Source organism: Mycoplasma leachii PG50 (assembly GCF_000183365.1).
Taxonomy (GTDB): domain Bacteria; phylum Bacillota_I; class Bacilli_A; order Mycoplasmatales; family Mycoplasmataceae; genus Mycoplasma; species Mycoplasma leachii.
Genome location: NC_014751.1, coordinates 256,291 through 277,949 on the forward strand (window position 1 = coordinate 256,291; position 21,659 = coordinate 277,949).

Here is a 21,659-nt window from a genome sequence, read left to right on the forward strand (position 1 = left end):
AGTCTCTTATTTTTTATTGATTAATTTGTGCGGTTTGAGTGATTGTTAGTTTAATATCTTTTTCGCTAGCATAAGTATTATCGGTCAAATCAGTAAAAGTTGATGCGTATACAGATAAGTAAAGTTCAAATTCAATTTTTGCTTCCTTTATTCCATTCTCATTTGTTATTGTTAAATAAATATTTTTAATTGAATCTTTATTGACTCTTGTATGAAAAGGATATAAAGACATATTATTTTTTAAGCCAAGTATAGATTTATATTTTTTTCCATTATTTCTATCTAGACTTAGTGTTTGAGTTGTTCTATAAATATTACTTTTATCGTTTATATTTACTATTAGTTTTTTAAATAATTCATTCTTAATTCTAGTTTGATTAGAATTGCCTAGACCTATTTTTTTGTTATATGCACCATATGTAATAAATTGTTTTACTATTTTTGTAAGACTTCCCTTATTTACTATTTCTTTGAAATCATTTTTTAATAAATCTACAAAAATTACGTTGTTATTTTCATTTTTTATATCAACTTTTCTAAATCCTTCTAATTTAAATTTTTTAGTTATTAATGGATCGCCTTTATCGTTTGTATGATCATCAGTATTTCTAATCTGTACTTCTAGTTGCAATATTCCATTAAGATCATCATATGCAGCACTTATTATTTCGTCCTTATAAATTTGTCTATACTCTTCTTTGTATTCAAACAATAATTCTTTTGTTCCAATGCTAAACCCAGGAAAATCACTACTAAATAAAGAATCATTTTTATTTTCTAGATCTTGGAAATTAATGACATTGCCAGATTGTTTTATGTCTTTGTTATATTTATTTTGATCCTCTACATATAAAAGCATATAAGCAACAAGAGAAGGATATAAGCCTTTTATTTTTTCATTTATTTTATCCTTGACCTTTATGTATTCATTCTTTTTACTTTTGTTGTCTTTTTCACTTTTAGCTTCTTTTTTAAAACCAATAAAACTGAATATAAAAATTTTAGACTCATTAAATTTAGTGAACTTAATTTTAACTTTGTTAATTATTCCTTTTTCATCAATTATTTCAGGCAAAGACTCACTATCAAATTCAATTTGATATGTCTCTAAAATTTCTTTATTTTTATTGAATATAACCTCTTTAAATATATTTTGCCCCCTACTTTTTATTTGAACTCAAGCAGCATTTGCAGTTTTATTATAGGTTGTAATGTATTTAAAGTCTATTTTTTTATTTATTTTTTCTATATCTAGGAAATCAACTCTATTTTTAGAATCATTTTGTTCATCTGATTGTGGTTCTTCATTATTTGGATTATTGTAATTATTATTTGAATCTGAATTATCATTATTTTCAGGTTGTTTAGGATTATTAGAATTATCTGGTACAGTTTCTGGGTCACCAGGAATAGGTTCAATTTCTGGTTGTTTTTCACTATTTGAACCTTCAGTTGGCTTTTTATTTTCTGTTTTGTTAGCTGATTCAGGTCTATTATCTGGTTTTTTACTATTTGGTAGTTGTGGAATTTTATCCGGTTTATTATTTTTATTATTTGTTGTACATGAAACTACACCAAAAACACTAAGACTTGAAATTGGTAAAAATGCTAAAAATAATTTGTTAAACTTTCTCATATTTTTTCCTTATTTTATATTGCAACACAATAATATAACATAATAATATAACTTTATCAAGATATAAAAACTCTAGTTAAAAAACTAGAGTTCTTTCAATAAATATAAGTTTATTTTAATAAATTAATTGATAAATCAGCTGTTGATTCTAATTTAATATCAGCATCAACATTAATACCTATACAAAAAATATTAGCATTATGACTTGCTTTAACTCCAGCAATGGCATCTTCAATAACAACACACTCTTTTACATCTAAACCCAATAATTCACTAGCTTTTAAAAAGATATCACTAGCTGGTTTTGAGTTTTTAATTTCATTTGGGTTAACTAAATAATCAAAATCATTGATTAGTTCTAATTTAGTTAAAATATCTTTTGCATTAAAACTAGAACTACCTAAACAAATTTTAATATTATGCTTTTTTAAATCTTTAATAAAATCAATTATTCCAGGTAATATTCAACTTTTATCAATACTTTGTAATGTCTTTTTATATAGTAAATTTTTTTGTTCTAATAAGTTATTAAATTGATTAGTAGTTAATTTTAGATTATAAAAATCTGAAATTATTTCTAATGATTCTTTTCTGCTAATTCCTCTTAATTTATCTAAAAAAGATTTATCTAAACTACTAATTCCAATAGTTTTAACAGCTTGAGATCATGCTAAAAAATGTAATGGTGCAGTATCTGTAATTACTCCATCTAAATCAAAAATAACACCTTTAAATTTCATTATTTTATTTTAAACACCTTCATAGAAATTGGATCTAAACTAATAGTTTTATTAGTTTGAATTTGATTTGAAATTAAATCAATATTATTAACTAATTCTTCTTTTTTAATTTCTAATTTATCATCACTATTATTAACTAAAATTAAATAAGTATTATTATCATCATATTTAATAAATTCTAAATAGTTTTTATCATCATCAGTTAATGTGTATTTTAAAGTTCCATAAGATCCTAAAACTGGATTTTCTTTTCTAATTTGAATTAGTTTTTTTAAATAATTAAAGATTTCATGATTTCACTGATCTTTGTTTCAGTTCATACATTTTCTATTTAAAGGATCATGAGCTCCATCTAAACCAATTTCATCACCATAATAAATGCTTGGTGCTCCAGCTAACATAAACACTAGTGAATAAGCTAGTTTAAATTTTCTAACATCATTATTACATAAAGTTAATAATCTAGTAGTATCATGACTTGTTAAACAATTTAGCATCCCTTTAAAAACATTTCTAGGATAATTATTTAAAACCTCAGTAGTTTTGTCATTAAACTTAGATGGTTTAATTCATTTTGTTACAAGTTCACAAATTGGACTTGTAATCATATAATTAGTTACTCCATCAAATTGATCACCTTTTAATCAAGGATGAGCATAACCTCAAATTTCACCAAGTATATAAATTGGTTTATTTTTATTAACTGTTTTTCTAAAATCTCTTCAAAACTCGTGATCAACTTCATTTGCTGCATCTAATCTTCACGCATCAATATCAAATTCTTTGATTCAATAATTAGCAACTTTTAATAAGTATTTTTTAGCTTCTTTATTAGTTGTATTAATTTTTGGCATTACTTCATGAAATGCAAAAGTATAGTAATTATTAACTGTTTTTTTGTTATTATTTTTATCAACTATTTGTTCTTGTAAAGGGAATTTATTTATATAAAATCAGTCTTTATATTTTGAGTTTTCTTGGTTTTTTAAAACATCTTGTCAGAATTTGTTTCAATACCCAGCGTGATTAAATACAGCATCTAACATAATCTTAATATTTCTTTTATGGCATTCTTCAACTAGTTTTTTAAAAGTTTTTTTATCTCCAAAGTTAGGATCGATTTGTAAATAATCTATTGTGTCATATTTATGATTGCTTTTTGCTTTAAAAATTGGACATAAATATAATCCATTAACACCAAGTTCAACTAAATGATCTAAATGATCAATAATTCCTTGTAGATCTCCTCCAAAATAAGAATCAAAACTAGGATCAGTAGAATTTCAAGCTAAAGTGTTTTTTGGATCGTTATTTTTATTTCCATTAGCAAATCTTTCAGGAAAAATTTGATATCAAATAGTATCATTTATTCAATCTGGAGCTTGATAAACATCATTTGGATTCATTCAAGCATAATTAAACCCTCAACCTCCAGTATTTATCATTTTAAAATCATCAGTTTCATAAAAGCCTTTTTCACCAAAATAACAATGATCATCTTCTATTCCAAATAATTCAAAAAAATAAGTTAGGCGTTTAAATTCGGGTTTTACTTCAACAAATCAATAATCATATAACTTAGTTGATCCACTTTTAGTCATTTCTTTTGGTTTTAAGTCAATATAATCATTACCTAGTAAATAATGTCCACGTAAAAAAGGATCTCCATGATGAATAACTACTTTTTTTAAATCATCTTTTTTTGTTCTTAAAATAATATGAATATAGTCTTTATCATAACAATATGCCATATTAGATCTTTGTTGGTGATGAATAGCAACTCTATCTATTACTTTCATAACTCTCCTTGCAATTAATTACATAAAAATTCTAAATTAAGTTTTAAATAATAATAAATATTATTCTTTAGTAATTAAAAAATATTGTGCATACAACTAAAAAAAGCATCTAAGATGCTTTTTTTAGTTTAAATATTTTCATAGATAATGGTTTTAAAACAACTTTAGAACTAGTTTGTTTTTCATTAGTTAATAATTCAGTGTTATTAATTAAATCAGCATGCTCAACTTCTATTTGATTATCACTATTATTAACTAAGATTAAATAATGAGTTTTAGTATCAGTTTTAATATATTCTAAATATTGTTTTTCTTCATCATATGATTTAAATTCTAAAAATCCATAAGATCCAATAGTTGGATGAGCTTTTCTTACTTTAATTAGATTTTTTAAATGATTAAAAATATCTAAATTTCATTGAGATTTATCTCAAATCATACATTTTCTACAACCTGGATCATGAGCACCATCTAATCCAATTTCATCACCATAATAAATGCTTGGAGAACCAGATAAAGTAAATAAAATAGAATAAGCTAATTTTAATCTATTTGGATTATTTTCACATAATGTTAGTAATCTAGCTGTATCATGACTTGCTAAACAGTTAAACATTCCAGGTCAAATGTTTTTTTGATATAAAAAGATAACGTTTGTAACACGATTTTTAAATCTTCTAACATCAATTTCTCTAGTTGCTACAAAATCAATAATTTGTCTTGTTAGAACATAGTTCATAACTCCATCAAACTGATCACCTTTTAATCAAGGATTAGAATCACTTCAAACTTCTCCAAGAATATAAGTACGTTTTTTTTGATTTACAACTTGTCTAAATTCTCTTCAAAAATGATGATCAATTTCATTAGCAACATCTAATCTTCATGCATCAATATTAAATTCTTCAACTCAATATCTAGCAACTTCTAAAAGGTATTTTTTAACTTCAGGGTTACTTGTATTTACTTTTGGCATATATCCAGTAAATGCAAATGTGTAATAGTTTAAATCTAAACTAGTATTTTCAGTTAGATTTTCATCTAATTTTTGTACAGGAAATTTGTTAATATAGAATCAATCTTTATATTTTGATTTTTCTTGGTTTTTTAAAACATCTTGTCAGTAAGGATGTCAATATCCAAAATGATTAAATACAGCGTCTAGCATTACTTTAATATTTCTTTTATGGCATTCTTCGACTAGCTTTTTAAAAGTTTTTTTATCTCCAAAATGTGGATCAATTTCAAAATAGTCAATAGTATCATATTTATGATTTGTTCTTGCTTTAAAAATTGGACATAAATATAATCCATTAACACCAAGTTCAACTAAATGATCTAAATGATCAATAATTCCTTGTAGATCTCCTCCAAAAAAATTATCTGCAGCTGGAGCATCTGAATTTCAAGCTAAAACATTTTTTGGTGAAATTTCAGGATTTCCATTAGCAAATCTTTCTGGAAAAATTTGATATCAAATTGTGTCTTTTACTCAAGTTGGAACATTAAAAATATCAATTTCATTCATTCAAGGAAAACTAAACTGACTAGCTTGTGCAATTTTTATTTTTTCAAGTGGATAAAACCCTTTTTGACTATAATAGATTCTTTCATTTTCACTAGCTAGTTCAAAATAATAAGATAAACGTTTAAATGGTGGTTTAACTGAAATAAATCAATAATCATAAATTTCAGTTGATCCAACCTTTCTCATAGCTGTTTTTTCTAAGTTTAAATCATAGTTATTTGTTTCAACTACAACTTTTGGTTCAAAAGGCTCACTGCAATGAAAAATCACTTCTTTTAAGTTATTTTTTTTAGCTCTTAAAACGATATGAATTCTGTCTTTATCATAACAATAGGCCATGTTAGATTTTGGTATATGTAAAATAGCTGCACGCTCTATATTTACCATCATTTCTCCTTTTTAAAAACTAATATACCTAATTACTAATATACCTAATTAATATTAATTCTTTTTTATATATTGTATAGGTTTATTTATCAATTAATGCTAATTATTGTATAGACAAGATAGTAAGTTTGTTAGATATGCTTTTACAAAGAAATTAGCATAAAGAATAAAATAAAAATGAATAGTGACTATATGAAAAAATCATATGCATTATATACACAAATGAGATAAATTAAAACTTTAAAAGAGATGATAAATTATGAAAAAAATATTAACAATGTTAACTAGTTTAGTAGTTGTTGGTGGATCTGCTTTAACAGTGTTAGCATGTAAAACAACTAACAACACTGATATAGTTGTTCAAGCAAATGATAAATGAGTTCCAATTTATCAACAAGCTGCTAATAAGGTAAATAAAAGATTTGAAGAACAAGGATATAAGTGAAGAGTTAAATTAAAAGAAATTGGGTTATTTGATGAAAAGAAATTAATTGATGGAAGAGGAGTTAGAGATAAAGGAATTTCAGATATTTTTGCAATTCCACTAGATCGCTATCCTCAGTATATAAATCAAAATACTTTAAAAGATCTAACCGAATATATTAAAAAAGATTTAATAAAAACTAAAGAAGATGAAGATCGTTTTGGAATAAAAATCGATAATAGTAAATCTGGAGTTGATGCTATTAAGTTAGAAAAAAATGTTAATACTTGAAAATCAGTTTTAGGTAGTGATTTAAAAGGTAATCGTTTATATGGAATGATTCCTATGTCTATTGAAAATATGATTTGATTATTTGATGAAAATAGATTAGGAATTAAAAAAGAAAAAGGTGATGATAATAAATTATATGCATATTTAGTTGGTTCTGAACTTAAAAAAGTTGAAAACCAATTAGAAAAATATGAAGAAAAAGAACCTTCTGGTAAAAAACTATCAGGAAAACCAAAAGCAAGTATTGAAAATTTAATTATTTTAAATAAAGCTCAAACTAATAATTATAAATTTGAAAATCTAAATGAAATTGAAGATAAACAAAACGTTAATAAAGGTGCTCCTTTAGCATTTGTTGATGCTGGTGCTTCATTTCAAGGTGGAATGTTTTTAAATTCTATTTTAAATAAAAGAGCTGATGATATTAGTAAATTAAAAGCTGATAATTCATCTTTAGGAATGGTTTGAGTTAATAAAAATAAATCTTTAAACTCAACAAACATTAATGATTTTGATTCAATTTGAGAAAATGATATGTTTAAAGATGATTTTAATCAAACAACTCAAACTATTGTTGATTATGTTAAATCATTAGGTGGACATATTACTGAAATTTATGGGGGAGCTGCTGGTCAAATTAGTCAAATTTTAGATGATGCTTTAAGAGATGGAACAACAGCAATGACTTTAGTTGGTCCTTGAGAAGTAAGTTCAAAACTTGAAACTATGAGAAAAGTTCCTAAAAATAAGGGACATAAATTTGGATTTGCTTCAATTGGAGATATTAGTTTTAATAAAGGTAAAAATAAATTAACTGGATTTGCTGGAGGATATGGTTGAGGTATTAAATCATCTATTTCAAACACAAAATTAAAAAATAATAAAGGTGAAGAAATGGATAAAACTTCAGCAGCTATTGAGTTTATAAAAGAAATTTCTAAAAAAGACTATGCTACTGAAATGGCCTTTGTTGATGGAAAAATTAGTGCTTATAGTGATATTGCTGATTTTTTAGTTAAAGAATTAAAACAAGGAAATAACATACCATCACTTAATGAAAAAGGTAAGAAAAAAACAGATGAAGAGCTTAAAGCTGAAAAAGAAAATAGACAAATAATTGGTGAAGCTTATCAAAGTATTATTGATGGGTATGAAAAAACTGGAAAAGATGCTGATGTAGCACCAAGAGCTGATAATGAGTTATTTGGTATTTATTGAGAAGCTTATACAACTGCTTTTGGTTCAACATTTAACAAAAAACAAAATAAAGGAATGAAAGAGAAATTTGCTGATATTTTCAGAACAACCTATAAAAAACAAAAATCACAATATAAATTCCATTAATTAATAAAATAAAACTTTTAAAAATTAAATTTATACAAAAATTCAAGTAATAAAAACTTGAATTTTTTTATCTTATTTTGAGCAATAATTTAATGGTTTTTAGACTAGTAAAATTTTAAAAAGTCCCTTATTTACTTAGCTAAAATCAATTGTTGTATAGACAAGATATGGGTTTTGTTTAACAAGTGTTTAAAAATGAATTTCTCATAAATATTAAAATAAAAATGAATAATGCAAAATCGAGATATTTTATGCATTATATTCCAATAGAGATAAATTAACTTATTAAAAGAGATGATAAATTATGAAAAAAATATTAACAATGTTAACTAGTTTAGTTGTTGTTGGTGGATCTGCTTTAACTGTGTTAGCATGTAAAACACGTAATAATACAGATATAGTTGTTCAAGCAAATGATAAATGAATGCCAATTTATCAAAAAGCTGCTGATAAAGTCAATAAAAAATTTGAAGAACAAGGATATAAGTGAAGAGTTAAATTAAAACAAATCGATATTTTTGCAGAAAAAGGATTAATTGATTCAAGAGGAGTTAGAGATAAAGGAGTTTCAGATGTCTTTGCTGTTCCTTTAGATCGTTTCCCTCAATATTTAAATCAAAATACCTTAAAAGATTTAACTGAGTATATTAAAAAGAGTATAGCTAGTGATAAAGAAGCTAGTGAACGCTTTGGTTTACAAGCTGTTGAAAATAAATCAGGAGTTGACGGAATTGAAATAACTAAAAATGAAAACTCTTGAAAAACAGCTATAGGTACAGATATTAAAGGTAAGCGTCAATTTGGAATGATTCCTATGTCAATTGAAAATATGGTTTGAATATTTAATGAAGACAGATTAGGAATTAAAAAAGAAAAGGGTTCTGATGGTAAAGAATATTCATATTTGGTAGGTTCTGAAGTAGATAAATTAAACAAAAATGGAACCTTAGAAAAATATGGAGAAAAAGATCCAGCTAATGGAAAACTTAAGGATAAGCCAAAAGCAAATATTGAAAACTTGATTAAATTAAATCAAGTACAAACTAATAGTTATAAATTTGCAAACCCTAAAGATGTTGAAAATGTTACTGATATTAATAAAGGTGCCCCATTAGCTTATATTGATGCAGGTGGTTCTTTCCATGGAGGTATGTTTTTAAACTCTATTATAAATAAAAAATCTGATGAAATATCAGCTGAAAAGGATGAAAAATCATCTTTAGGAATGGTTTGAGTTAAAAAAGGTAAACCTATAAACACAACAAATATTGATGATTTTGATTCAATTTGAGAAAACGATAAATTCAAAAATGACTTTGATAAAACAACTGAAACTATAGTTAATTATGTTAAATCATTAGGTGGACACATTAATCAAATTTATGGTGGTGCGGCCGGACAAATTGGTCAAATTTTAGATGATGCTTTAAGAGATGGAACAACAGCAATGACTTTAGTTGGCCCTTGAGAAGTAAGTTCAAAACTTGAAACTATGAAAAAAGCTGTTAAAAACAAGAATGCTAAGTTTGGATTTGCTTCAATTGGAGATATTACTTTTAACGGTGATAGTAAACTAACTGGTTTTGCTGGTGGATATGGTTGAGGTATTAAATCATCTATTTCAAACACAAAACTAAAAAATAATAAGGGTGAGGAAATGGATAAAACTTCAGCAGCGCTTGAATTTATAAAAGAAATTTCTAAAAAAGAATATGCTACTGAAATGGCGTTTGTTGATGGAAAAATTAGTGCTTATAAAGATGTTGCTGATAATTTAGTTAAAGAATTAAAAGAAGGAATCAATATCCCAGAGCTAAATGAAAAAGGTGTTAAAAAAACAAAAGAAGAACTAGAGGCTGAAAAAGAAAACAGAAAAATAATTGGTCAAGCTTATGAAAGCATTGTTAAAGGTTATGAAAAAACTGGAAAAGATGCTGATGTAGCACCAAGAGCTGATAATGAAATGTTTGGTATTTATTGAGGAGCTTATGGAACTGCGTTTGGTTCAACTTTTAATAAGAAACAAAATGAAGGAATGAAACAAAAATTCTCAGAAATTTTTAGATCAACTTATAAGAGAGAAAAATCTCAATACAAATTCCACTAATAAATATTAGTTTAATATAATTTAATTAATTAATAATACTACCAATTTTAAAATTGGTAGTTTTTAAAACAAGAGGTACAAATGGACTTTCAACAAGCTTTTGGACACAAAACAAACATTAAAAAATACAACGTTTATTTTATTTTAGCTATTTGTTTAGTATTTGTAGTAATGTTAAGTACTGCAATGTTAATTGATTATAGATTAATTGTTGTAAAACAGCAAAATTTATCTAAAGAAGCTTTAAAAAATCCACATGCTTATTTTTTAAAAATCTGAATGATTAGATATCTTTTAAATGTTGTACTTGTAATTATTTTTGCAATTTATACAACACTAGCTATGAATAGAATAACAGTTGGTTATGTTTATATTGGTCTATGGCTTATTATTTGATTTGGTTTTGCTTTTGGAGAACTAATATTAACTAAAAAAATAACTTATCCAAGCATAATCAGTATTGTTTTATTTGTACTAGTGATTATAAGTTTTTATTTCATAATAAAAGATATTTCTGAATTAAAAAGAAGTTTGCGTTATCAAAAAATGAAAAAAAGAGAATATAGATTTTAGAAAGTGAGGTTAATATGAATCATATAGAGTTTTATAAAAGCTTAAAAACTAAAGAAGAAGTTTTTAATGAATTAAAAAAAGTTAAATACTCTGATTTTGAAAAAGAATTTGAAGAATTAGATCAAACACAAAAAAATGTAACTAATAGTTCTTATACTTTTTCAAATAAAGAACTTGCAAAAATCTTTTTAGAATTTGCTAAAAACAATATACATAACAATATGTATGCCAAATTAAAAGAAAATTTTGCAATGTATTTAAATAAAACATCTGATAATAAATTTGTTTTTGATATTAAAGCTATTGAACAAAGTTTTGTTAATAAAGATGAAGATTATATTCAAGATATGTTTAAAATCAAAGCACGTTTACAATTAAGCCAAATTATTTATGATGCAAGAAATCAAGAAATTAAAAACTTAAAAACAAAAGCTAATAGTTATTATGTAGCTTATCTAAAGTTTTTAAATGATTTTACTTATAAATACAAAAAGAAATTTATTTCTACTACTTATAAGATTGCAAAAAGAAAAGTACAAGAATTACGTTTGTTATTTAGTACTAACGATTATACATTTCATATCAAATCACACAATAAAAATGCAACTACTTTTATAGAAGAAAAAAATGCTGTTAGTCAAAAAATCAAAAAAGAACTAAATGAAATTAAAAATTTAGATCCAATTACAAAAGCTAAAAGAACTAGTGAAATCTATCAACAAGGAATTGAATATAACTATGATTGAGAAGTTGCTAGTTTAAATGCTAAAGCTAAAGAAAAGTTCTTAATTAAAAAACAACAAATAGATTCTGATTTTATAGATAAAATTAACAAAGCTAAACAAGATTATGTTGAAATTTTAAAAAATAAAAAGCAACATGATGAATTAACTAAAAAAGTTATTATACAAGCTAATGAAGATTTTAAAACTCAATTAGAATTTGCTACAACAAAAAGTGAAAAGAAAAACCTTAAATTAGAACATAAACAAAATATTAAAGAAATTAAATCAGATAATGCTGTTAAAAAAGCTAAAGATAATTGAAAAAACTTAAAACATAATTACAAAGTTGAAAAAAATAAAAATAGATTAGAATACACTTCAGAAATAGAAAATATTAAAAATAACTTACCAATTGAATATCCTGTTTGAAAACAAGTATTAAGTATTATATTTGGTTGAATTCCAGGAGTAGGTCCACTAATTAATGGTCAATATAAAAAAGCAATAGTGATGTTTTTAACATTACCATTGTTTGCTATATTTGGAGCATATGCTTTTGGTATTGGTAATGTTGGAGGTAATGGTTTATTAGGACTAATTGATTTTGGAGCAGATAATCCTGATGGTGATGGACGTTTTTATTTAATTGAAGGAATAATTTCATTAATAATTGCCTTTTGGATTTGTATTAGTATCTTTTCAACGTGAATGGATTCAAAAAATAATGCAAAAAAAATGCGAATAGGTTCACGTGCAAGTACTTTTAGTCAAACTAGAAAATTCTTAAAATCACATGGAATTCCTTATATTTTATCAATTCCAGCGATTATAGGAATTATGTTTATAGTACTAGTTCCAATCATTTCAACTATTTTAATTGCCTTTACTAACTATGGAAAAGGAAACGACCCAGGACGACCAGGACAAATTATTAAATGAGTTGGTTTTGATAACTTTAAATCTATTTTTGGAGGAGAATACTTCCCATCATTTTTATATGTTATAGGTTGAACATTTACTTGAGTTATTGCTACTACTATATCAGTTATTGTTGTTGGTTCATTATTTGCTTTATTAGTAAATAATGAAAGATTAAAAGGAAAACGTATTTTTAGATTAATTTACATTTTACCTTGAGCTGTTCCTGCATTTATTATGATAATGGTGTTTGCTATTTTACTATCAAGCATTGAATTTAATAACTTTACTTATAAATGGATTGGAGTAAGTGGTTGAACTTCTCAACAAACACAAGCCCGTATTGTTTTAATTCTACTTCAAACTTGATTAGGACATTCATATATGTTCTTATTAATTACTGGAGTTTTACAAGGTATATCTAAAGATTTATATAACTCATCAACAATTGATGGAGCATCTAAATGAAAACAATTAACAAGAATTACTTTACCATTAATTCTTACTCAAGTAGCTCCTTTATTAGTTGGACAATTTGTCTTTAACTTTGGTAACTTTGGAATTATTTATCTATTTGGTGCTAACCCACAAGCTTTAAATGCAAAAGGTGAACCTTACCCAGGTCAACCAGGAATTACAGATATTTTAATTTCATTTGTGTTCAAATTATCTACTCACCCTGATAGATATACTTATGGTATTGCTGCTTCATTTATTATTGTTTCATCATTTATTGTTGTTGGTACTTCAGCTAATGGATTTAGAAAAATGAAAGCATTTAAAAACTAAGGAGTAAAATAGCTATGAAAACAGAAGTAAAACAAAATGTTGATCAAAAAGCTTTAGTATTTTCTAGTTTATTAAAACCTGTAGAAAAATATGACTTTTCTAATTTTAAAAAATCTAATAACTGAAATATTATTAAAACTAAATTATTAGAAGATGAAGCAATTAAAAGCACAAATAAAATAAAAGATTATCAATTATTTATTAAAAGTAATTATATAGTTGGAAACATTGTAGATATTTATAAAAAATTTACAACTGATTCTAAGTTAATTGAAGGTTTATTATTACTATTAGTAGCAAATAGTTTTTCAACATTTAATGATAAAAATAATTTCAATACATCTACTGCTAATAAAACAATGAATCAAATCATCGAAAATAAGTATGTTGAAAAAGAAATTATTAATGAAATTAATGTTTATGAAAAACAAAGATCTTTAAAAGATTTTGATCACTTTGATTTTAAAAATTTAGAATTATACGAATTTTTAAATAGTTGAAAAAAAATAGATGCTATTATTGTAATTTATTTTAAAAAAATCAATCTTGAAAAATTAGGAAAAATCTTAGCTAGTGAGTTTTTATTAACCTATGAGACTCACAAAGAAGCTATGGACTTTGTTTCATTAAATATTATTCAACATGAACATCTATCAGAAGACTATGCTTTTAATAAAATTAATGATTTATTAGAACAAGCATTTAATGAATTAGTTAATAATAATGTTGAAAACATCACTATTCAAGAAACTATAATTTTAGCTTTAAAAAAATCTTTAACTTATCAAGTTGATACTCATAAAAAAAGTTGATGAGAAAAACTTGTTGAAAATAGAAAATCTAAAGAAAAATTTAGATTGTATTGTAGTGAAGAAATAAATGAAAGACTTGCAAAAGAACTACGTTTATTAACTAATCCTAAAGTTTTAGATAAATCTGAAACTAAAAAAGAAGAACATAACGAAAAATTTGTTCACTATAACACATTAAAAATTAATAATAAAAGCTACAAAATCGATGCTGAAAGTTTAAAATTTGCTAAGTTAATTTTTAAAGAAAAGGATTTAATCGATTTTCAAGCTAGTTTAAGTGAAACTTATTTTAGATCAAAACATTTAAACTTTAATAAATATTACAATCACTTATACATTATTAAATTATCTAGTTTAGCTTATTTATATGCTTTAAAAAACAAAGATACTAAAATAAACTTTAATAAAGCAAAAGAATTATTTGAATTATTAATTTTAAAAACAGCTTATGAAATTTCTGAATCATTTGCTAAGAAAATTGAAAAAATCATTTTAAGTCAAGAACAACTAGAAAATGAGTTTTTTAAAAAAACAAAAATTGATCAATTAGATCGCTATAAGAATTGATCTAAAGTTGTAGCTATTAATACTGCTGTATATAAAGAATTAAACTTAAATACTAAAATTATTCAATCAGCTACAATTTATGAAATTTTAAAAAATGAAATATTTGTCTGAGAATCAATTAAAAAGTCAGACTCATTATTAAGTAAAGATTTAGTTAGCTACAATGAAATATCACAATATCAAAATGAGTTAATCTTTATTATAGAACAAGAACTTAAAAAAGAAAAAAACAATGCTTATGTTAAATATGTAAGATTTTTAACAGAAACATTTGGAAAACTTTATTTATCAGATAAACCACCACTGAGTATTTATGGAAAAATTGGACTAGCATTTATTTATCTAGTTCTAATTGCATGAGCTTTAATCATAATAGTGCCAATTACTCAAGTTGTTTTACAAGCATTTAACTGGTATTCAGCTAATGCATCAACTTCAACTGCTGGAAAATTAGGAACACTTGGTAGATTTGACTTTAAGAGATTTGCATTCAGTTTTGCTAACTTTAGTTATTTATTTGAACGTACATTCTTTGGATATTGGTTATTAAACTCACTAGTAATAGCTACTATTACTATGATTTTTATGGTATTAATCACAGCTATGGTTGGATATGCTTTTTCAAGATTTAGATTCAAAGGAAAAAGAATTAGTTTAATGACTGTTATGTTAATTCAAATGATCCCTACTGTTTCAAGTTTCATTGTGTTTTATGTAATGTTCCAATTATTACAAGAAACGGTTCATATTACTGGTCAAATCATGTTAATTCTAATTTATGTTGGTGGAGGTATTCCTGGAAATGTCTTTGTTTTAAAAGGATATTTAGATAATATTTCAACTGACATTGATGATGCTGCAAAAATAGATGGATGCAGTATTTGACAAGTGTTTACTAAAATTATCTTCCCACTAGCAAAACCAATGCTTTCAGTTATTGCTTTATGATCATTTATAGGACCATTTGGTGATGTTTTATTACCACAATTACTATTAGATAATCAAAGAGACTGAACAATGGCTACTGGATTAAACAGCTTATTAAATAGATCTGGAGAAATTGCTCAAGGAGCATTTGCAGCAGGTTCACTACTTGTTGCAGTTCCTATTAGTACACTATTTATCATGTTGCAGGGAAATATTACAGGTGGATTATCTGGAGGAGTAAAAGGTTAGTATGAAAGTTGAATTAAGAAATATATCAAAAAAATATGAAGGTAACTCGTTTTATACATTAGAAAATATTGATTTAACAATTAATGATAATGACTTTTGTGTAATTCTAGGTCCATCTGGATGTGGTAAAACTACTTTATTAAGAATCATAGCTGGATTAAATTCAATCACTAAAGGTGATCTATTATTTGATGGAGTTAAAGTTAATAACCTTTTACCAAAAGATCGTGATATTGCCATGGTATTTCAAAGTTATGCTTTATATCCTCACTATAATGTTTATAAAAACCTGGCTTTTGGTTTAGAAATGAAAAAAGAAAAAAAAGAAATTATCAATCATAGAGTTAGAGGGGCTGCTAAGTTACTAAATATCGAAAAATATTTATTTAAAAAACCAAAAGAATTATCTGGAGGTCAACAACAACGTGTAGCTTTAGGAAGAGCAATTGTTAGAAAACCCAAATTGTTTTTAATGGATGAACCTTTGTCAAATCTAGATGCAAAGCTAAGAGAATCAATGAGAACTGAATTAGTTTCAATTCATAGAATTTTAGGAACAACAACAATTTATGTTACTCATGACCAATTAGAAGCTATGACAATGGCTACTAAAATTGTTCTAATGAATAATCAAGTTATTCAGCAAGTAGGAAAACCAGAAGAATTTTATAATAAACCTAATAACTTATTTGTTGCTAAGTTTATTGGAACTCCTACAATGAACGTTTTAGAAGGTAAGCTTGAAAACAATTACTTTATTTCAAATATCAATAATTATAAAGTTGAATTATCTGATGAAGAATTACAACTAATTAAAAAAGAAGAAGTAACTAAATTATATTTAGGTATTAGAAGTGAAGATGCTCAGCTAGTTAAAAAAACTGATAAAACTGCAAATATAATTGCTAGTGTAATTAATACTGAACTATTAGGAATGAATAAACAAATAACTTGTGAGCTAACCCCAAATAATAACTTTGTAATTACTACTTCAAAAGATAATAACGTAAAAATTGATGACAAAGTCGGTATTAAAATTCATAAATATCACTTATTTAATGGAATTACAGAAAACCGTATTGGTTAAATAATCACTATATATTAGATTTACTTTTATAAAAAATAGACACAGTTCATTATTTAATAATGTGTCTATTTTTATTGATAATAAGATTAATAAAATGGGAGTAATATGAAAACAAATATTGATGTTAATATAAAAAGACTATTTGAAGTTGATCCTTGGTTATTAGTTGAAAACAAACTACCAGATAATGGATATGATTTTAGATTAAGTGAATCAATTACCTCTTTAGGAAATGAATATTTAGGAATAAGAGGAAACTTTGAAGAAACATATACTGGTGATACTCATAAAGGTTGTTATGTCGGTGGATTATGATATCCAGATAAAACTATAGTTGGTTGATGAAAAAATGGATATCCAAATTATTTTGGTAAAGTAATTAATGCAGTTAACTTATTAGGATTAAATGTATTTATAGATAATATAGAACTAGATTTATTTAAACAAGCTCCAAGCAGTTATAAAAGAATATTAGATTTAAAACAAGGTGTATTAAGTAGAGAATTTGTTACTAATGTTAATGATAAAGAAATTAAAGTTCAAACTGAAAGATTTGTTTCAATTGATACTAAAGAATTAGTTGCAATTAAGTATAGTATTACAAGTAACAAAGACATAAGTTTAGATTTAACTAGTTATATTAATGGAGATGTGATTAATAGAGATTCAAACTATAAAACTAAGTTTTGAACTCATTTATATTCACTAGCTAATGATCATTCTCAATTAGTAGTTTCAAAAATGATTGAAAATAACTTTGATATACAACGTTTTAGTTATGCTTGTTATGCAACAAATAGTTATAATTTACAAGCTAAAGATATTGTTTTTGACCAATCTAATTTATATGCAAAAACTACTTATAAATTTGATTTAAAACAAAATCAAACTCTTACTTTTTATAAACTAGTTACTTTAGTTCATTCATTAAACTATTCAGAAGATAAATTAAAAGAAAATGCTATTAAAATAAATAATCAAATTAATCAGTTTGACTATGAACAATTAAAAGAAAAACACACTAGTTTATGAGATAAACGTTGACAAACTAGTGATGTTAAAATTATTGGATCTGATTTAGATCAACAAGCAATTAGATTTAATTTATTTCAATTGTTTTGTACTTATTATGGAAATGATGATCGTTTAAATATTGGTCCTAAAGGATTTACTGGTGAAAAATATGGTGGAGCTACTTATTGAGATACAGAAGCTTATTGTTTACCTTTATATTTAAAAACTTCAGATCCAAAAATTAGTAGAAACTTATTAAAATATCGTTATAATCATTTAAATAAAGCTATAGAAAATGCTAAGTTATTAGGATTTAAAGGTGCTTTATATCCAATGGTAACTTTTAATGGTGTTGAATGTCATAATGAATGAGAAATTACATTTGAAGAAATTCATAGAAATGCCGCTATGGTTTATGCAATTTATAACTACACTAACTATACTGGAGATCTTGATTATATTAAAGAATTTGGAATGGATGTAATGATCCAAATAAGTAGGTTTTGAGCTGATAGAGTTCATTATCATTCTTTAAAAGATAAATACTTTATTCATGGAGTCACTGGTCCAAATGAATATGAAAACAATGTTAATAATAACTGATTAACTAATTTAATGTGTCAATGAGTATTAAGTTATACTTTAGAAATGTTAAATAAATTAAACTTAGACAAGTCTAAATGAAATTTAACTACTAATGAAACTGATAAATGAGTTGATATTATTAATAAGATATATTTACCATATGATAAAGATTTAGATATATTTGTTCAACATGATACATTTTTAGATAAAGATTTAAAACATAAAAATTTATTAAGTAAAGATGAAAGACCTTTAAATAAAAATTGAAGTTGAGATCGTATTTTAAGAAGTGTTTATATTAAACAAGCTGATGTTTTACAAGGAATTTATTATTTATGAGATAAATTCACTAAAGAACAAATTACTAAAAACTTTAAATTTTATGAACAATTTACAGTTCATGAATCTTCATTAAGTCCTTGTGTTCATTCAATAATTGCTGCAAGAATTGATTTAATGGATAAAGCTTATGAGTTTTATAATAGAACAGCTAGATTAGATTTAGACAATTATAATAATGATACTGATGATGGATTACATATTACAAGTATGACAGGAAGTTATCTAGCAATTGTTGAAGGTTTTGGTGGAATGTTAGTAAGAAACAATATACCTTGTTTTTCTCCAAAACTTCCAAAACAATGAAATGGTTATGAATTTAATATTAATTTTAGAAATAGTGTTTTAAAAGTAAAACATTATAAAACAGAAGTTGAAGTTCAATTAATTAAAGGACAAGCTTTAAAAATTAATTTATTTGATAAAGAATATCTTTTAGAATCAAACATTAAAATAGAGGTTTAAAATGGCAAATTACTGATGAAAAAATACTGTAGTTTATGAAATGTATCTTCAATCATTTAAAGATTCAAATAATGATGGTATTGGTGATTTAGATGGTGCTATAGAAAAATTAGAGTATTTAAAAGAACTAGGAATTGGTGCTATTTGATTAACTCCAATTTATGATTCTCCACTTGTAGATAATGGATATGATATTTCAAATTATCAATCTATTAATCAAATTTATGGTGGATTAGAAAAGTTTAAAAAATTTGTTGATAAAGCTAATGAGTTAAATATTGGTATAATTATGGATCTAGTTTTAAACCATACTTCAGATCAACATGAATGGTTTAAACAATCAAGATCATCTAAAACTAATCCATATCGTGATTATTATATTTGAAGAGATCAGCCTAATGATATTCAATCAGCTTTTGGTGGATCTGCTTGAACTTATGATCAAACTACAAACCAATATTATTTTCATATGTTTGCAAAAGAACAACCTGATTTAAATTGACAAAACCCTAAAGTTAGAGAAGAAATTGCAAAAATGGTCAAGTGATGATGTGATTTTGGAATAATAGGATTTAGATTAGATGTAATTGAATTGCTTGGTAAAAGAATTGATCAAAAGATTTTATCTAATGGTCCAATGTTACATAAATACATTCAAGACCTAAGAAAAAATAGTTGAAATTCAAATGAATTTTTAACAGTTGGTGAGTGTTGATCAGCAGATATTGATCATGCAATTCAATATTCAAATGAAAAAAATGAAGAATTTTCAATGATATTTAATTTTGAACCAGTTACTTCTTTTTTTAATAAAGATAATAAGTATAAGAAAAAAGCTGTTGATTTTTTAGAACTTAAACAAATTTATAAAAAATGACAACAAGGTTTACATAATAAAGGTTGAGCTGGTTTATTTTTATCAAATCATGATTTACCTAGAATGGTTTCAAGATATGGAAATGATCAAAAATATAGAATTCAATCAGCAAAAACTTTATTAACTACTATTTTTTTAATGCAAGGAACTCCTTTTATTCATCAAGGTGATGAAATTGGAATGACTAATGTTAATTGAACTGATTTAAACAAATATAAAGATGTTGAAATTAAAAATACCTATCAATCAGAAGTTTTAAAAAATAAAACCTTAACTTATGATCAGTTTATAGAAGGAATATTAGAAAATAGTAGAGATCATGCAAGAACACCATATCAATGAGATGATAGTAAATATGCAGGATTTAGTAATTATCAACCTTGAATTGATGTAAATGATAATTACAAAGAAATTAATGCTAAAAATGAGTTAAATAATCCAAATGGTATTTATCATTATTTAAAAAAATTAATTAAATTTAGAGAAGAAAGTGATTATTCTCAATTAATTATTGATGCAGAATTTGAATTATTAGATCCAAATAATAATAAATTGTTTGCTTATAGTAGAATTGATCAAAATAGATCAATTAAAATAATTGCTAATTGAAGCGATCAACAAGTTAATATTAGTCATTTAATTAATCAAAATAATAAGATTATTTTAAATACTGAAATTGATTTTGATCAAAATACTTTAAAACCTTGACAAACAATTATTGTTGAATAAATTAGTTTATAATAAAACTTATGCAAGATAAGAAAAATAAAGAAATTACAGAACGTCAAAAAATTGTTAACTATTTATTAGATTTGATTGAGCATAAAAAAGTTGATTTTAAAACTCCTTTACCAAGTGAATACTTTTTAGTAACTAAATTTAAAGTAAGTAGAGGAACTGTAAGAAGTGCTTTTTCAGATTTAAAAACAAAAGGCTTAATTAAATCAGAAAAAGGAGCAGGCTATTTTATAAATCCTGACTTTTCATTTAATAGAATTAAATCAATTAGAAATCAACTATTTACAAATAAGCAAGAAGTTTTTATTAAAACTGAATTAGATACTAGTAATTTAGTTGCTATTATGAATAAATTACATTTAAGTATTGATTTTAATCCTGATGATTATTTTTCATATATTAAAGTATTTTATGTAAATGATTTACCAGTAAGATATGCAAAGTCATTTTTAAATAAAAATCTTTTTACTAACAATATAGATGTTGAAAAGATTAAAAAGTCTTTAATAGAATATCTTGAAGAAAATTCTATTAAACCTTTTAAATTAACTTCTATAATAGAAGCTAAATTAAAAGATCAAATGACTAGAAATTTTTTAGTTGATAATCATCAAGATTATGTGATTTGTAGATATTCAATTTTATATGATAAAAATAATAATATTATTGAAATTACTCAACATACTATTAATCTAGATCATTTTGAAACTTCTTCAATTAAATATTTGTAAAAAAAAT

Annotated in this window: 13 protein-coding genes; 9 read left to right on the plus strand and 4 right to left on the minus strand. The window is 24.5% G+C overall.

Features of this window, described 5'->3' with window-relative positions; translation table 4 throughout:
- Window positions 1-13: 13 nt before the first annotated feature.
- The 4 genes from MSB_RS01070 to MSB_RS01085 all read right to left on the minus strand — a co-directional run bounded on the left by MSB_RS01070 (window position 14) and on the right by MSB_RS01085 (window position 6,090).
- The gene (locus MSB_RS01070; RefSeq protein ID WP_013447534.1) at window positions 14-1,636 is read right to left on the minus strand and encodes an LppA family lipoprotein; all 1,623 of its coding nucleotides are present in this window, start codon (window positions 1,634-1,636) and stop codon (window positions 14-16) included.
- A 110-nt stretch (window positions 1,637-1,746) separates the two neighbouring features.
- Complete coding sequence (pgmB, locus tag MSB_RS01075) at window positions 1,747-2,376, minus strand: beta-phosphoglucomutase (protein ID WP_013447535.1); 630 nt, start codon at window positions 2,374-2,376, stop codon at window positions 1,747-1,749.
- Window positions 2,376-4,175 carry a glycoside hydrolase family 13 protein gene (locus MSB_RS01080; protein WP_013447536.1) on the minus strand — a complete coding sequence of 600 codons (1,800 nt, stop codon included), beginning with the start codon at window positions 4,173-4,175 and terminating at the stop codon, window positions 2,376-2,378. Before MSB_RS01080 ends, pgmB begins: the two co-directional genes overlap by 1 nt.
- Before the next feature lie 109 nt (window positions 4,176-4,284).
- A complete protein-coding gene (locus MSB_RS01085) occupies window positions 4,285-6,090 on the minus strand; it encodes a glycoside hydrolase family 13 protein (RefSeq protein WP_013447537.1) in 1,806 nt (601 codons plus the stop codon).
- A 259-nt stretch (window positions 6,091-6,349) separates the two neighbouring features.
- Here MSB_RS01085 and MSB_RS01090 point away from each other — a divergent pair, with 259 nt between their 5' ends.
- The 9 genes from MSB_RS01090 to MSB_RS01130 all read left to right on the plus strand — a co-directional run bounded on the left by MSB_RS01090 (window position 6,350) and on the right by MSB_RS01130 (window position 21,652).
- A complete protein-coding gene (locus tag MSB_RS01090; protein ID WP_013447538.1) occupies window positions 6,350-8,149 on the plus strand; it encodes a hypothetical protein in 1,800 nt (599 codons plus the stop codon).
- Between the two features lie 304 nt (window positions 8,150-8,453).
- Complete coding sequence (locus MSB_RS01095; protein WP_013447539.1) at window positions 8,454-10,256, plus strand: hypothetical protein; 1,803 nt, start codon at window positions 8,454-8,456, stop codon at window positions 10,254-10,256.
- 81 nt (window positions 10,257-10,337) lie between these two features.
- Window positions 10,338-10,829, plus strand: a complete 492-nt coding sequence (locus MSB_RS01100) for a hypothetical protein (protein WP_013447540.1) — start codon at window positions 10,338-10,340, stop codon at window positions 10,827-10,829.
- 14 nt (window positions 10,830-10,843) lie between these two features.
- Window positions 10,844-13,261, plus strand: a complete 2,418-nt coding sequence (locus MSB_RS01105) for a carbohydrate ABC transporter permease (RefSeq protein ID WP_013447541.1) — start codon at window positions 10,844-10,846, stop codon at window positions 13,259-13,261.
- 14 nt (window positions 13,262-13,275) lie between these two features.
- Window positions 13,276-15,816: a sugar ABC transporter permease gene (locus tag MSB_RS01110; protein ID WP_013447542.1), complete on the plus strand. Its 2,541-nt coding sequence runs from the start codon at window positions 13,276-13,278 to the stop codon at window positions 15,814-15,816.
- Window position 15,817: 1 nt separating this feature from the next.
- Window positions 15,818-16,903 carry an ABC transporter ATP-binding protein gene (locus MSB_RS01115; RefSeq protein WP_013447543.1) on the plus strand — a complete coding sequence of 362 codons (1,086 nt, stop codon included), beginning with the start codon at window positions 15,818-15,820 and terminating at the stop codon, window positions 16,901-16,903.
- 105 nt (window positions 16,904-17,008) lie between these two features.
- Entirely contained in the window at window positions 17,009-19,306 is a 2,298-nt protein-coding gene (locus MSB_RS01120) for a family 65 glycosyl hydrolase domain-containing protein (RefSeq protein WP_013447544.1), read from the plus strand.
- Window position 19,307: 1 nt separating this feature from the next.
- Window positions 19,308-20,912 carry a glycoside hydrolase family 13 protein gene (locus MSB_RS01125; RefSeq protein WP_013447545.1) on the plus strand — a complete coding sequence of 535 codons (1,605 nt, stop codon included), beginning with the start codon at window positions 19,308-19,310 and terminating at the stop codon, window positions 20,910-20,912.
- Between the two features lie 20 nt (window positions 20,913-20,932).
- Window positions 20,933-21,652 carry a GntR family transcriptional regulator gene (locus MSB_RS01130; protein WP_013447546.1) on the plus strand — a complete coding sequence of 240 codons (720 nt, stop codon included), beginning with the start codon at window positions 20,933-20,935 and terminating at the stop codon, window positions 21,650-21,652.
- Window positions 21,653-21,659 lie beyond the last annotated feature (7 nt).